Genomic DNA, 14,618 nt, shown 5'->3' on the forward strand with positions numbered 1-14,618 from the left:
GGGATCACACAGCCTCCTGCAAGGTGGCTAGCAGCCGCCGACGTGTCCGCCTGATATTGCCGGCATTGCGTTTCTTCAGCGTATAATCGCAAACCTTGACGGCGAGGGTCAGGTGCCCGCGCTGCTCGGCCTCCATGAGGATGTCGTGCTGGAACCGGTCGAGATCCCTCCGCGCCCGCAGCATCTTGTAGAACCGCGCATCCGTCAGATCGCCGTCGAGTATGGACGTGACGAGCGTCTTCATGATGCCCATGTTCACGAAAGCATTCGGCAACTGATGCCCGAAGAAGGGCATGCGCAGGTGCCGGATGGCCGGACCGTCGAGGCGGGTCACCTGCGCCACGTCGGGCGCGAAATAGGGATCGGAGATGACGACGACATCCGCCGCCTTGTCCAATGCCCCCGCCTCGGCAGCATCGCCGAACCGCCCATTCCAATCGAGCTTGCGCGTCCAGCCCCACCGGGTTTCATTGGGCAAGATGTCCCGGTCGAGCGTGGTCTGCGGCGCGATGGCCAGCACCCGCGCCCCCGGAACGCAGCGCGCATAGGTCAGCGCGCCGAAACCGCCCATCGAGGCACCGTAGAACAGAACCTCGTCGAACCGATCGAAGAAGCCCTGCTTCTGCAGGCTTTCGAAGGCATCATGCACGAAGTCCTGCCGATACCAGTTCGTGATCGTCGCCATCACCCCCAGCACCGAACAGCCAAGGGTTTCATGCAAGAACTTCATCCCCCAAGGTTCTCGCTGCACATCATCCCGAACGGTGGAGATATTGTCGAACGTGACCACGAGGCGCGTGCTGCCGGGAATGAACATCAGCGCATTTTCGGGCCCGCCCCAAAGGAACGCTCCCTCGGTCCGATCCACCCGAGCGCGCGCATCCGAGAAACGCGCATCTTCGACCTCTGCCGAGGCCGGCGGCTGCGGAGGCGCGGACAGGGGCAGCGGCTTGGAATGCTGATGCAGGGCCGCAGGTTGCGGAATGGGTTCCGGCGCCTTGGCAGCCACCGGCGCTGCAGGTTCCGGCTCGGGCGGCAGGATGCCATGGTCCCGCATGGCGACGAGCTCGGCCACTCGGGCCTCTTCCTCTTCCTCGCTCATCCGATTGGCTTCGGGCGACGGGATCGCGATGCCGACATCGTCCTCTTCGGTCTCATTCTCCTCATCGGTGGGGGAGAGATAGAGCGCGTCGGGATACGGAACCTCGGTGATGGAGTGGAACAGCGCCTCGTATCCGGGATCGGCGCGCAGGGTCGCGATCTTCTGACGGTGCCACGCCACAGCCTCGGCGTGCAGCCGCGACAGCGTTTCATCGGCGAGCAGGCGGTCCAATTCGGCGTGCAGCATCGGAAGGCGATCCACCATACGATCGTCTTCTTCGGTGTTGTAGTTGCGTCGGACCCAGTAATCCATGCCCTGATCTTGGTCGGTGTGGTTCACCCGGCCACGGTCGCGCTTCACGAGGAAGCTTTCGGCCGACCGGAGGACGTAATGGTTCAACGTCGCGAGCTGATAGCCCACCGACCGCTTCGTCGAGCGCCAGGTGTTGTTCGTCAGCAGCATCTCCGGCATCGCGCGGCCCGATCCGTTGACCCAGCGGACCTTGTCCACCTCCGACTCGCTGCGGATGTTCAACGGGCGGTGCACCCCGATCTTAGTATAGGGGGCGCTGCTGTGGATCATGGTCTTGAACCCCCACCCAAGGCGGGGCTTCGGAATGTATTCCGGCGCGCAGCGGATGAATTGTTCGATCACCGGGCGGTCCGGGTCGTAATTCCGAACGCCGCCATTGCCGAAGAACTTCCATGTGAAGGACATGACGTTCGGATAATTCGCCGCCTTCAGCAGATCCTTGAACGTACCATCCCCGACATGAATATTCAGGAATTCGTCGACATCGATGGTCAGCACCCAATCCGCATCGCGGATCACGGGCTGGTTCAGCGCATCCTTCAGCGCGACATGCTGCGGCTTCTGATCGCCCGACGGATCCCATGGATTGTCGAGGCGGGTCAGGATTCCCATCTCCTGCAGCCGATTCAGGATGTCGTTCGTGTTGTCCGCGCAGTCGTTGGTATAGACGAGGAAATCCGTAACCCCGATCGCGCGGTGATAGGCGATCCATTCGAGGATGAACGGCCCTTCGTTCTTCATGGAGGTCAGGACCGCGATGCGCTCATTGCCCATCGGCGCGTCCGGCGGTGCCAGCGCGCCGAGCTTCGTCGCGGTACGCTCCTCGAGGGAGTCGATCGCCTCTTGATAGACCTCTCTCTGGCGGAGGCTGCCGGAGCGGGGCGCGTCATCCTTCACCGCAGGCGGCACGATCACCGGACGGGGCGCAGGTGCGGGCGCCACCGGGGCGGGAATTTTCGCGGCGTCCGCTGGTACATTGACCGGATTGTGGATCAGGTCGCCGTAAAGTGCGGCCCGCTTGAGATTGGGAGTTTTCCCCAACTCGGCACGGGTGGGCGATCCGGGCGGCGGGCGGTCCGGCAGCGGCGCAAGGCGCGGGTCGATGTTGTGGCGCACGAGGGCCTGCCCGATGAAACTGTCGGGATGGGGGAAGCCTCGCTCCGCCGTCACGATCCGGCGGCTGACACGGCGGTTCCACAGGTGCACGCCATAGCAGCCTTCGGAAAAATCGTCCTGCGTCAGCGTGCCGGGGGTCAGCAGGTCGCGCCGATCCTTGAAGAGGATCGGATAGAAAGCCTCTTGGGGCAAGGTATGCTCCGCCTCACCCGTTTCCTTCAGGAAATGGGTCAGCGCCGCAGGTCCCCAGACACCCCATTTCAATTCGCTGACATGGACCGGCGTTCCGGCCTCCGCCGCCTCCACCAGACGCGCGCGCTCCTCCTCGTCCGCCCATGGCGGGATCGGATATTCGTCGCGGCAGAAGTTCAGAAGCTGCTTCAACGTCCGAGAGAACCTCGGCAAACCCAAAACGGCCCCGCAGATCAAATCGTTCGTCCGCTCCCACCCAAAGACGAACTGGCTGTCGAACGTCCAAGGGCGCATGCACAGCACATCCGCGTCGATCCAGATGACGTTCAGCATCTCCAGCAGCTTGTAGCGGAAGACGTCCGACACCAGCGCCGGCGAGCCGCTTTCCTTGTGCAGCACCATCTGCGAGGACGGATAGATCGCCTCGGCGTCCAGCACCTCCACGCCGGGCGGGGCGTTCGCGACATCGCCATAGGTGTAAAGCAGCGTCCGGTGCCCATGATCGACGAAGGACCGCAGGCAGACCTGTTCGAGATAGCTGATGTTCCCGCCAATCCATAGCGAAGCGACTGTCGGCAGACTCATGGGCGGAACCTCGGTTGGATAAGCGGGATGTCAGGGTGACGGGGATGCGGACTGGTCATGTGCAAACGACGATTCCCCTTCGCGCCGAACATGTCAGCGGATGCTTCGGCGATACCACGATGCGGCATCACGCGCCTGTGATGCGGCGCAAAATCAGTCTAGTCCGCCGCAGGCTCGTTTTTCAAGGCAACTTTGCCGCCGCGATGCCGCAGTCAGCGGCGCAGATATTCGTGCAGGATGCAGCGCGGGGCCGCAGTGCGCAGGGTGAGGCGCAAAATCTCGGTCCAATCCGCAGGATCGAATTTAGGGAAGAACGCATCCGCCTCCGGAAGGTCGAGGTCGACCTCGGTCAGCAGCAGGCGATCGGCCATGGGCAACAGCGCCTCGTAGATGCCGCTGCCGCCTGCCCCGTAGATGCGCGCATGCCCCGCCGCACGGGCAAGGGCCACTGCATCCTCGACCGAGGCGGCGACGGTCGCCTCCCCCTCCAGCGCCTGCGAGGTGACGACGATGTTCATCCGGCGCGGCAGGGGCTTCTTCGGAAGGCTCTCCCATGTCACGCGGCCCATGATCAGCGCGCCGCCCAAGGTTTCCCGCGCGAAGAAGGCCATATCCTCGGGCGCGTCCCACGGGATCGAGCCGTCTTTGCCGATGGCTCCGTTCTGGGTGCGGGCGGCGATCAGGGTCAACATCAGACGGCAACCTCGGCGGTGATGGGGGGATGGGGGTCATAGCCGGACAGGGTGAAATCCTCGATCCGGTAGTCGTCGATGCTGGCGGCCTTGCGCAGGGTCAGGACCGGAAGCGCCCGCGGCTCGCGCGCGATCTGCTGGCGGACCTGATCGACATGGTTGGAATAGACATGCACGTCTCCGCCCATCCACACCAGTTCCCCCGGTTCCAGATTGGCCTGTTGGGCCAGCATCCGTTGCAGCACCGCAGCGCCCGTCAGGTTGAAGGGCAGCCCCAGAAGCAGATCGCACGACCGCTGATACAAAAGCCCGTTCAGCCGCCCGTCCGAGGTGACGTGATACTGATAGACCATGTGGCAGGGCGGCAAAGCCATGCCCCCCACCTCGGCGACGTTCCATGCGTGGAACAGCATCCGGCGGCTGGCGGGATCGGTGCGCAGGGTGCGGATCAGGGCCGCGATCTGGTCATGCTCCTGCCCGTCGGGGCCAAGCCAGCGGCGCCACTGCTTGCCATAGACGGGCCCCAATTCCCCCCATTTCGCGGCAAAGGCCTCATCGGCGAGAATGCGGCCCTCGAAGGTGCGCTGATCGATGTCCTCGCCCGTGGCGCGGCGATAGGCGGCCAGCGGCCAATCGGTCCAGATGCGGACATTTTGTTCCAGAAGCGGTCGGATATTGGTGCCGCCGGTCAGGAACCACAGCATCTCCTTGACGGCCAGCTTCCAGTAAACCCGTTTCGTCGTCAGCACCGGCACCTGCCCGCCCGACAGATCGAAGCGCAGCATCGCACCGAACAGCGATGTCGTGCCCACGCCGGTCCGGTCCAGCCGGGCATCGCCGTGGTCCAGAACCTGCCGCGCGAGATCGAGATATTGCCGTTCCATCCGTTTGCCCTGACCTTCTGCCGTGTTAATTTCCCCGCGAAAGGAGAACTCCATGAAATATCTTCACACGATGGTCCGCGTGGCGGACCTCGATGCATCGATGGCGTTCTTCCGCCTTCTAGGGTTGGAAGAACTGCGGCGCAAGGAAAGCAAGGAAGGCCGCTTCACACTGGTGTTCATGGCGCCGCCGGATCAGCCGGAATGCCCGGTGGAGCTGACCTATAACTGGGACGGCGATGAAGGCCTTCCCTCGGACAGCCGCCATTTCGGCCATCTCGCCTATGAATGCGACAACATCTACGATCTTTGCGCCCATCTTCAGGCCAATGGCGTGACGATCAACCGCCCGCCGCGCGATGGGCATATGGCCTTCGTCCGCAGCCCGGACAATATCTCCATCGAACTGCTGCAAAAGGGCGAAAGCCTGCCCAAGGCCGAACCTTGGGCCTCGATGGAAAATACCGGGCATTGGTGATCAGCGGCGCCAGCGCGTCAGGATGTCGGCGCCGATGCGGCGCTGCTCCACCAAGGTGAAGCGCGGGGCACCGGAAAGCTGCGTCACCCCCAGCCCACCAAGGGCGGGGGTGCCGTCCCCGCCGATCGCGAGGCCGGCCGAGAAGATCACCAGATCATCCACCAGTCCCGCCCGCAGCAGGCTGCCCGCCAAGGACGCGCCCCCTTCGCAGAAGATGCGCGTCACACCCCGCGCCGCCAAGAGCCGCAGGCTGTCCTCCGCATCGCCCGCCGCGATCACCTCTGCACCCGTCGCCGCCCATGCCGCCTGACGTTCCGCTGGGGCATCGCGGTGCAGCATCCACACCGGCACCTGCCGCGCCGAACGGCCAAGGCGGCTTTCGACCGGCAGACGGAGTTCGCCGTCCATCACGATGCGAACGGGCTGATGCCCTGCCCCGATATCGCGCACCGTCAGGTCCGGATCATCGGCCAGCGCCGTGCCCGCACCCACCAGAACGGCATCATGGCTTAGCCGCATCGCGTGAACGGCGCGGCGCGCCTCGGGGCCGGTGATCCAGCGGCTTTCGCCCGTGGCGGTCGCGATACGCCCGTCCAGCGTCATCGCCAGCTTCAGCGTGACCCCGGGCAGCCCCCGCTCGATCCGTTTCAGGAAACCGGCGTTCAGCGCACGCGCCTCGGCCGAGAGAACGCCCTCGGTCACGGGGATGCCCGCCGCGCGCAGCATCGCATGGCCGCGCCCCGCCACCCGAGGGTCGGGATCGGTGGCCGCGGTCACGATGCGGGCGAGGCCCGCGCGGATCAGCGCCTCGCTGCAAGGGGGCGTCTTGCCGTGATGCGCGCAGGGTTCGAGCGAGACATAGGCCACCGCGCCCCGCGCCGCCTCACCGGCCTGCGTCAGCGCCCGCGCTTCGGCATGGGGGCGCCCGCCGGGCTGCGTCCAGCCGCGCCCCACGATGCGCCCGTCCTTCACGATCACGCAGCCGACCGCCGGGTTCGGCCACACATTCCCCAGACCCCGACGCGCCAGCGTCAGAGCATGGGCCATGTACACCTCGTCCATCACTCACCGCGCAGGGCTGTGGGCCGCAGTTCGGCCACGAACTTGTCGAAATCGTCGGCCGAATGGAAGTTCTTGTAAACGCTGGCGAAACGCACATAGCCGACCGTGTCGATCCGCGCGAGGCTTTCCATCACGATCTCACCGATGACCTTGGAGGGGATATCCGTCTCCCCCATGGATTCCAGCCGCCGCACCATGCCCGAAATCATCTGGTCGATCCGCTCGGGATCCACCGGACGTTTCTGAAGCGCGATGCGGACCGAACGTTCCAGCTTGCTGCGATCGAAATCTTCGCGCTTGCCCGAGGATTTGATGACCACCAGATCGCGCAGTTGCACCCGTTCATACGTCGTGAAACGCCCCCCGCAGGACGGGCAGAAACGGCGGCGGCGGATCGAGACGTGATCTTCGGCGGGACGGCTGTCCTTCACCTGCGTGTCGATATTGCCGCAAAACGGACAGCGCATGCAATTCCCTCGTCTGTGGCGCGCGGCCACCGTATGTTGCGGGCCAAGGCCCCGTCAACCCAACAGATGCGCGACCACGCGGCGGCGGTGGGGTGCGCGGCGATGTTCGAAAACGTAGATGCCTTGCCACCGGCCAAGCGCGGGGCGCCCATTCACCACCGGGATCGACAGGCTGACAGGCAGCAGCGCCGCCTTCAGATGGGCCGGCATATCGTCCGGCCCCTCCAGCACATGCGTCAGATAGGACATCGACGCATGGTCCGCCGGCGGCACGAGCCGCCCGAAAAAGGCCGAAAGATCGGCCTGCACATCCGGATCCGCATTCTCCTGCACAAGAAGCGAGGCGGAGGTATGCTGGATGAACAGTGTCAGCAGACCGTCGCGCGGCACCCAGCGGCAGACCTCGTCCGTAATCTCATAGAGACCGGGGCCATGCGTATCGATCGTGAAGACCGTCTGCATCAGTTCGTGCTGACGGCCTGCCCCGGAACGCAGAGCGACGCCGCGAAACCGGCCGACAGATGGTCCGACGCCGGGAACACCATGACGCCCGTTTCCTTCATCGCCCCTTCGGAGGAAAGCGAGAAGGTCATGCCCTCGCCCCGCTCCAGCGGTTTGGGGGACAGCCGGTAAACCGGGGTCGTCGGCAGCAGGCCAAGGTAGTCATCCACGAACTGCCCTGCCGCGCACCAATACTGCGCCGCCGAAAGGCCGGGTTCGTATTCCACATGGAACTGCTGCGCATCGCCGTCCACGCGGTAGCTTTCGCGCGTGATATAGGCCGAGGCGGGCGTCGCGGCGACCGCCGCGACCAGAACGAGAGAACGGATCATTGGTCCAGGAAACTCCGCAATTTGCGCGACCGGCTGGGATGCTTCAACTTGCGCAGCGCCTTCGCCTCGATCTGACGAATCCGCTCGCGTGTCACGCTGAACTGCTGACCCACCTCTTCGAGCGTGTGGTCGGTGTTCATCCCGATGCCGAACCGCATCCGCAGAACCCGCTCTTCGCGCGGGGTGAGAGAGGCGAGAACCCGCGTCGTCGTTTCTTTCAGGTTTTCCTGAATGGCCGAATCCAGCGGCAGGATCGCGTTCTTATCCTCGATGAAATCACCAAGCTGGCTGTCTTCCTCGTCCCCGATCGGGGTTTCGAGGGAGATCGGCTCCTTGGCGATCTTCATCACCTTGCGGACCTTGTCGAGCGGCATTTGCAGCTTCTCGGCCAGTTCCTCGGGCGTCGGCTCGCGGCCGATCTCGTGCAGCATCTGGCGCCCGGTCCGGACCAGCTTGTTGATCGTTTCGATCATGTGGACCGGAATACGGATCGTGCGCGCCTGATCGGCGATCGAGCGGGTGATCGCCTGACGGATCCACCACGTCGCATAGGTGGAGAACTTGTAACCGCGGCGATACTCGAACTTATCCACGGCCTTCATCAGGCCAATATTGCCTTCCTGAATGAGGTCGAGGAACTGCAGGCCGCGGTTCGTGTACTTCTTGGCGATGGAGATCACGAGCCGCAGGTTCGCCTCGACCATCTCCTTCTTGGCCTGACGGGCCTCTTTCTCGCCCTTCTGGACCTGCTGGACGATGCGGCGGAACTCCGAGATGTCGACGCCGACATATTGGCCGACCTGCGCCATCTCGGCGCGCAGTTCCTCGACCTTGGCGCGGCTCTTCTCCATCAGGGTCTGCCAGCCGCGACCGTCCTTGGCCGCCATGCGGTCCACCCATGTCGGGTCCAGCTCGTAGCCCTGATATTCGTCCACGAATTCGCGGCGGTTGATCCGCGCGGCATCCGCCAGCTTCACCATGCCCGAGTTGATGGACATTACGCGCCGGTTGATCCCATAGAGCTGGTCGATCAGCGCCTCGATCCGGTTGTTGTTCAGATGCAGGCTATTGACCAGCACGACCATTTCGGCGCGCAGCTTCTGATACGAGTCTTCGCCGCCGAACCCTTCGCCGCCCATGGTGGAGCGCATGCGGTCGTCCTGCATCTCCGACAGCGATTCGTAGTTCTGCGCGATCGCGTCGAAGATGGCGAGCGCGTCGTTGCGCACCGACGCCTCCATCGCGGCGATCGACATGGCCGAACCATCGTCGTCATCATCGTCGTCGTCGCTGCGGATCGGATTGCCGTCGGCGTCCAGCTCCGGCTCGGCGGTGCCCGCCGGGCGGCGCGTCTGCGTCTGCTCGGTGTTCACGTCCACAGCGCCGAGATCGACGCCCTCCATCTCGCCATCCGCATCGATGCCGGAGCCGAAGGTCGCCTCGAGGTCGATCACATCGCGCAGCAGGATCTCTTCGGCCAGAAGCTCGTCCCGCCAGATCGTGATCGCCTGGAAGGTCAGCGGGCTTTCGCACAGGCCCGCGATCATCGTGTTCCGACCGGCCTCGATCCGTTTGGCGATCGCGATCTCGCCCTCGCGCGACAGCAGCTCGACCGAGCCCATTTCGCGCAGATACATGCGGACCGGATCGTCCGTGCGGTCCAGCGTCTCGGACTGGGTGCCCGCCACGGCCACCTCGCGCGAAGTGGAGGTTTCGGCGACGGCGCCGGCGGTCGGCTCCTCTTCGCCCTCGCCTTCCTCGCGGACCTCGATCCCCATTTCGGACAGCATGGCCATCATGTCCTCGATCTGGTCCGAAGAGACCTGATCCTGTGGCATGATCGTGTTCAGCTGCTCGTAGGTGATGTAGCCCCGCTCGCGCGCCTCGGCGATCATCCGTTTGACGGCGGCCTGGCTCATGTCCAGCGAGGTTTCGTTCTCCTGATCCTCGTGCTTGCCGTCGTCGGTGTCTTTGACTGCCATGGTAGCTCCTAGCGGGATGAGCCGTGGCGGTGCGAATCGCCGCGGCATTCTCGAATCATTAGCGCGAATCACGGCCGGTGAAAGCGCATCAGCCCTTTTTCTTGACCCAGATTTGCCCGTCGATCAAATCCTGAAGATGTCTCGACAAGGCGGTGCGGTCTTCGCCCAGGTCGTTCGCATCGTCAAGACGCGACCGCCCGGCATTGTTTCGTGCCTCGGCCGCCTGCGACAGGCGCCATGTCAGCCCCTCGTCGGCAAGGCCCGCCATATCCTCCATCGCGTCGCGGATCTCGATCTCGGCCCCGCGCGCGGCGTCCAGCTTGGCGAATTCCTCGGCAAGGCACATGCGGGCAAGATCGACATCCTCCGCGCTGCGGATCGGCGGAGAGATGCGAACATGGGGGAGTTGCATCAGGCTTTCAAGGGCATCCTGCACCCCATCCAGCGCGCGGCCATCGCCGTGAAGGCTAGCCAGAAGCGCGGCCTGCACGCGCCGATGCTCGGGCCGGGTCGTCGCCAGCCGCTCGATCGCCGTTTCGAACGCGGGCAAAAGCGCGGGGTGGCGGGCGAAACCGGCCAAGATCACCGACATACGCAGATCCTGCGCCATCGCCTCATCCTCGGCGATGGCCAGAAGCGATTGGCGCGTGGCGGTGGTGGGCACCGCAGGCACCGGGGTGCCGCGACGGCCCGGCACGAAGGGCGCGCGGGTGCGGCGCGTCCCAAAGAGTTCCCACCGGAGGCGTTTGATCTCCTCGCCATAGTGGTGGCGGATCGAGGGGTCGGCGATGCGCGCGATCGCGGCGCGCAGGGTCTTGTCCAGCGCGGCGCGGCGTTCGGGGCTGTCGAAGTTCTTCCCCTCCGTCTCGCGGCGCCACAGAAGGCCTACCATCGGCTCGGCCCCCTCCAGCACCTTCTGAAAGCCCTGCGCGCCCTGCGCCTTGATCAGATCGTCGGGATCGAGGCCGGGCGGCAGAACGGCAAAGCGCAGGCCCTTGCCCGCCTCCAGCAGCGGCAGCGCCAGATCGACGACGCGCAGCGCGGCCCGCAGGCCCGCCGCATCCCCATCGAGCGCGATCACCGGCTCGTCGGAGATGCGCCACATCAGGCGGAGTTGATCCTCGGTCACGGCGGTGCCGAGGGGGGCCACCGTCGCGCGGAACCCCGCCTCGGACAGCGCGATCGTGTCCATATAGCCTTCGGCAACGATCAGGGGCTGGCCCTTGCCCGCCGCTTCGCGGGCCGGGCCGTGGTTGAACAGGTTGCGCCCCTTGTCGAACAGTTCCGTCTCGGGGCCGTTCAGGTATTTGGCACGGGCGTTCGGGTCCATCGCGCGGCCGCCGAGGCTGATTGCGCGGCCCCGTGCGTCGCGGATGGGAAAGATGATGCGTCCGCGGAACCGGTCATAGGGGGCACCGCCATCGTCGGGCCGCGCGCAAAGGCCCGCATCCACGATCAGATCGGCCGTGATCCCCTTGGCCGTCAGCGCCTGAAACAGCCCTTGACGCTGATCGGGGGCGAAGCCGATCTCCCACCGCTCCTGCGCGGCGGGATCGAGGCGACGGCCCGCGAGATAATCCCGCGCGCCCGCACCCTGCCCCGATTTCAGCATCAAGCGGTAGTGCTTCACCGCCTCTTCCATGACCTGCTGAAGCTGGGTGCGGCGGTCCTGCTTTTCGGCAGCGCGCGGATCGCGGGCGGGCATCGGCATGCCCGCCTCGCGCGCAAGGATCTCCACCGCCTCCATGAAGGCGACGTTCTCCGTCTCCTTCACGAAGGTCAGCGCGTCGCCCTTCGCATGGCAGCCGAAGCAATAGTAGAAGCCCTTGCGGTCATCCACATGGAAGGACGCGGACTTTTCCTGATGGAACGGGCAAGGCGCCCACCAGTCGCCCTTGCCTTGGTTCGACTTGCGCATGTCCCAGCTGACCTTGCGCCCCACCACCTGGGACAGCGAGATCCTGTTGCGCAGATCATCAAGGAAACCGGGCGGAAGCGACATGTGGCCTATATCGGCCCTGCGAGCCGCCCTGTCCATAGCCTGCGGGCGTCAGAGGCCCTTCGACTGATACGTCGCGGCCACACGACTGATGGAGACGATGTAGGCCGCCACGCGCAGATCCTCCACGTCGCTGCGCCCGTGCCAGACCTCGCGCATCGCCTGATAGGCCGTCCGCATCGTATCGTCGAGGCCCGAACGGACCAGTTCCAGTTCCCCCGCGCCGTGCAGATAGCGTTTCTTGAAATCGGGCGAGAGCGTCCAGCCAAGGCCCCGATCCGCCGACAGACGTTCCAGCTCGTCCACCAGAAGCTCGTGGCGCGCCTCTTCGGCGCGGCGCTGCATGCGCCCGAACCGGATATGCGACAGGTTCTTCACCCATTCGAAATAGGACACCGTCACACCGCCGGCATTGGCGTACATGTCGGGGATGATGAGCGTGCCCTTCTTGCGCAGGATCTCGTCGGCGCCGAAGGTGACGGGGCCGTTCGCGGCCTCGATGATGAGGGGGGCCTTGATCCGCTCGGCATTGCCGCGGTGGATCACGCCTTCCATCGCCGCCGGGATCAGGATGTCACAATCAGCTTCCAAGAGGGCACTGCCATTCTCGGTGAAGCTGGCGCGGGGATAGTCGCGGACCGATCCGGTCTTCAGGATCCACTGGCGCACATCCTCGACATCCAGTTCCGGCCCGGCCAGCGCGCCGTCCCGTTCGATGATGGCGGTGATCTTGGCGCCGTCCTCCTCGGAGAGGAATTTCGCCGCGTGATAGCCCACATTGCCGAGGCCCTGCACGATCACCCGCTTGCCGTCCAGCGTGCCGGACATCCCGGCCTTGGCCACATCCTCGGGGTGGCGGAAGAACTCGCGCAGGGCGTATTGCACACCGCGGCCCGTCGCCTCCACCCGGCCCTGAATGCCGCCCGCGTTCAGCGGCTTGCCCGTCACGCAGGCCTTGGCGTTGATGTCGGTGGTGTTCATCCGGGCGTATTGGTCGGCGATCCACGCCATCTCCCGCTCCGAGGTGCCCATATCGGGGGCGGGCACGTTCTGGGCCGGGTTGATCAGATCGCGCTTGATCAGCTCATAGGCGAAGCGGCGGGTGATCATCTCCAGCTCCCGCTCGTCGTATTGGCGCGGGTCGATGCACAGCCCGCCCTTGGAGCCGCCGAACGGCGTCTCCACCAGCGCGCATTTGTAGGTCATCAGCGCGGCCAGCGCCTCCACCTCGTCCTGATTGACGTTCAGCGCGAAACGGATGCCGCCCTTCACAGGCTCCATATGTTCCGAATGCACCGAGCGGTATCCGGTGAACGTTTCGATCTTGCCGCGAAGGCGAACCCCGAAGCGCACGGTATAGGTGGAGTTGCAGACCCGGATCTTCTGCTCCAGTCCCGGGCTGAGATCCATGTAGCGCACCGCGCGGTTGAACATAAGATCGACGGATTCGCGGAAGCTCGGTTCGCCTGCGACGGCCATGGGTTCTCTCCTCATCAGAACGGCACCAGAGGTAGAGCAGTGGCCCCCATGCCTCAACCTAGAAGATGCGCGGGGCTGGCGAAACCGTGATGACGCTTTGCCGCGGCGCGGGTCTTCGCCCGGCGGCCTTCGTGCCTTATGTTGCACCCGATACCCCTTCTGGAACCGGGAACAGGCATGGACGACACGCACTCCGCCACGATGCGTTCGGGCGACCGCTACGCGCGCGAACTCGAACGGCATCTGGGCTGGCTGGACACCTTCACCTCCACCGCGCTGGGCGTGTTGTCGGCGGCATCGGGCATCTACACCTACCTTGGGGTGCGCACGCTTCTGGACAATCCGGGCCTTTGGACGACCTTTGCGGCGCTGTCCTATTCCATTGCCGTTTCGGTCGGCATCTTCGTGTTCTGGTCCTATATGATGCGGCTTTTGCCGGCGGTGCGCAGCGCGGCCTCGCGCATCGGGCTGCTGCTGGCGATGGCGCTGGGCTGCGTGGCGATCATCGCCATGTCCTCGTGGCTGAACGCCGCCGCCCTTGCCGGATCAGCGGCGGTGGAGCAGCATATGGCCAACACCACCCAAGGCTATCAGGCCGCGCTGGAGCGGGCCCATGCTAATGCCGTCGCCGGCCAGTCGCTGACCCGCGATGTCGCGCGCGTCCGTCAGAGCTTTGCCGATCTGTCCGAACAGGAGGCCGGGGGCAATCTGTCGGGCTTTGCCGGTCGGGGCGCGGTGTTCCGTGTGCTGACCCAGAAGGGCGCGGAGCTTCAGGCGCTGGAGGATCAGCTGAACGGCGTCGCTGAACCGATCGACGCGGCCTTTGCCGAAGGCAACGCGATCCTGAGCCGAATGCGCAACCTCTCGGTCGAGCCGGGGCCGGTGGAGGAACGGACCGTCCGCTTCTCCGAGGAGGCGGTGAACCTGTCGGGCTTGATCGCCCGGATGCGGCAGTTGAACCCGGCGCCCCTCGTGGCGCGGGCGGCGCAGGATCTGTCGGATGCGGTGGTGCTGCCCGAACTTGATGGCACGACCGAGCAGATGCGCGCGGGGCAGTCCAGCACCATCACGTCGGTCCTGACCTTGGTGGAGCAGCGCGCCCGCACCCTGTCGGAGGCCGCGGGCGAGGTGATCGCCCTGCCCCAGCCCGACGAGGCCGCCTATACCCCCATGTCCGCCGCCGATGCCGTGATCGCCTATGCCGGGAACTTCGTTCCGGCTTGGGCGGGGGCCATCTCCATCGACCTGCTGCCGGCGGTGCTGGTCTTCATTATCATGGTCACGCAGGCCGCGATCCGCAGTGGGCGCGGCGAAGGCGTGACGGACGATCATATGACGGTGGGCGAATTGCGCGCGGCACTGGCGGCCGCCGAACTGCTGCGCCGCCCGACCGAGGCAGAGGCCGCGCGCCCCGCCCTTGCCCGCCCGGCGGAGTGAG

General features: G+C 65.3%; 12 protein-coding genes. 2 read left to right on the top strand and 10 right to left on the bottom strand.

The features are described 5' to 3' along the window. Positions 1-4 precede the first annotated feature (4 nt). The 3 genes from GR316_RS03820 to GR316_RS03830 all read right to left on the bottom strand — a co-directional run bounded on the left by GR316_RS03820 (position 5) and on the right by GR316_RS03830 (position 4,883). Positions 5-3,307: a glycosyltransferase family 2 protein gene (locus tag GR316_RS03820; RefSeq protein ID WP_211784722.1), complete on the bottom strand. Its 3,303-nt coding sequence runs from the start codon at positions 3,305-3,307 to the stop codon at positions 5-7. Positions 3,308-3,519: 212 nt separating this feature from the next. Beyond that, positions 3,520-3,999 carry a dihydrofolate reductase gene (locus GR316_RS03825; RefSeq protein WP_211784723.1) on the bottom strand — a complete coding sequence of 160 codons (480 nt, stop codon included), beginning with the start codon at positions 3,997-3,999 and terminating at the stop codon, positions 3,520-3,522. Further along, on the bottom strand, positions 3,999-4,883 hold the full coding sequence (locus GR316_RS03830) for a thymidylate synthase (RefSeq protein ID WP_211784724.1): 885 nt from the start codon (positions 4,881-4,883) through the stop codon (positions 3,999-4,001). The genes GR316_RS03825 and GR316_RS03830 overlap by 1 nt, the downstream gene beginning before the upstream one ends. Before the next feature lie 52 nt (positions 4,884-4,935). Here GR316_RS03830 and GR316_RS03835 point away from each other — a divergent pair, with 52 nt between their 5' ends. Beyond that, positions 4,936-5,358 (top strand): VOC family protein, encoded by a 423-nt coding sequence (locus GR316_RS03835; RefSeq protein ID WP_211784725.1) that lies wholly within the window; start codon positions 4,936-4,938, stop codon positions 5,356-5,358. On the opposite strand, the gene ribD is transcribed toward GR316_RS03835, so the two are convergent. From ribD to GR316_RS03870, 7 genes are all read right to left on the bottom strand, one after another. Then, positions 5,359-6,405, bottom strand: a complete 1,047-nt coding sequence (ribD, locus tag GR316_RS03840) for a bifunctional diaminohydroxyphosphoribosylaminopyrimidine deaminase/5-amino-6-(5-phosphoribosylamino)uracil reductase RibD (RefSeq protein WP_211785098.1) — start codon at positions 6,403-6,405, stop codon at positions 5,359-5,361. It lies immediately after the preceding gene. A gap of 14 nt (positions 6,406-6,419) precedes the next feature. Continuing rightward, positions 6,420-6,887, bottom strand: coding sequence for a transcriptional regulator NrdR (gene nrdR / locus GR316_RS03845; protein ID WP_211784726.1), 468 nt, complete (start codon positions 6,885-6,887; stop codon positions 6,420-6,422). Between the two features lie 54 nt (positions 6,888-6,941). Continuing rightward, positions 6,942-7,349: a secondary thiamine-phosphate synthase enzyme YjbQ gene (locus tag GR316_RS03850; protein ID WP_211784727.1), complete on the bottom strand. Its 408-nt coding sequence runs from the start codon at positions 7,347-7,349 to the stop codon at positions 6,942-6,944. After that, the gene (locus GR316_RS03855; RefSeq protein ID WP_211784728.1) at positions 7,349-7,720 is read right to left on the bottom strand and encodes a hypothetical protein; all 372 of its coding nucleotides are present in this window, start codon (positions 7,718-7,720) and stop codon (positions 7,349-7,351) included. Before GR316_RS03855 ends, GR316_RS03850 begins: the two co-directional genes overlap by 1 nt. Next, the gene (rpoD, locus tag GR316_RS03860; RefSeq protein WP_211784729.1) at positions 7,717-9,702 is read right to left on the bottom strand and encodes an RNA polymerase sigma factor RpoD; all 1,986 of its coding nucleotides are present in this window, start codon (positions 9,700-9,702) and stop codon (positions 7,717-7,719) included. The genes GR316_RS03855 and rpoD overlap by 4 nt, the downstream gene beginning before the upstream one ends. Before the next feature lie 88 nt (positions 9,703-9,790). After that, positions 9,791-11,704 (bottom strand): DNA primase, encoded by a 1,914-nt coding sequence (gene dnaG / locus GR316_RS03865; RefSeq protein WP_211784730.1) that lies wholly within the window; start codon positions 11,702-11,704, stop codon positions 9,791-9,793. A 48-nt stretch (positions 11,705-11,752) separates the two neighbouring features. Then, positions 11,753-13,180, bottom strand: coding sequence for a Glu/Leu/Phe/Val family dehydrogenase (locus GR316_RS03870; protein WP_211784731.1), 1,428 nt, complete (start codon positions 13,178-13,180; stop codon positions 11,753-11,755). A 177-nt stretch (positions 13,181-13,357) separates the two neighbouring features. On the opposite strand from GR316_RS03870, the gene GR316_RS03875 reads away from it, so the two are divergent. Beyond that, positions 13,358-14,617: a hypothetical protein gene (locus GR316_RS03875; protein ID WP_249218809.1), complete on the top strand. Its 1,260-nt coding sequence runs from the start codon at positions 13,358-13,360 to the stop codon at positions 14,615-14,617. Position 14,618: the final 1 nt, after the last annotated feature.

It is taken from the genome of Falsirhodobacter algicola, from assembly GCF_018279165.1.
Taxonomy (GTDB): Bacteria; Pseudomonadota; Alphaproteobacteria; order Rhodobacterales; family Rhodobacteraceae; genus Falsirhodobacter; species Falsirhodobacter algicola.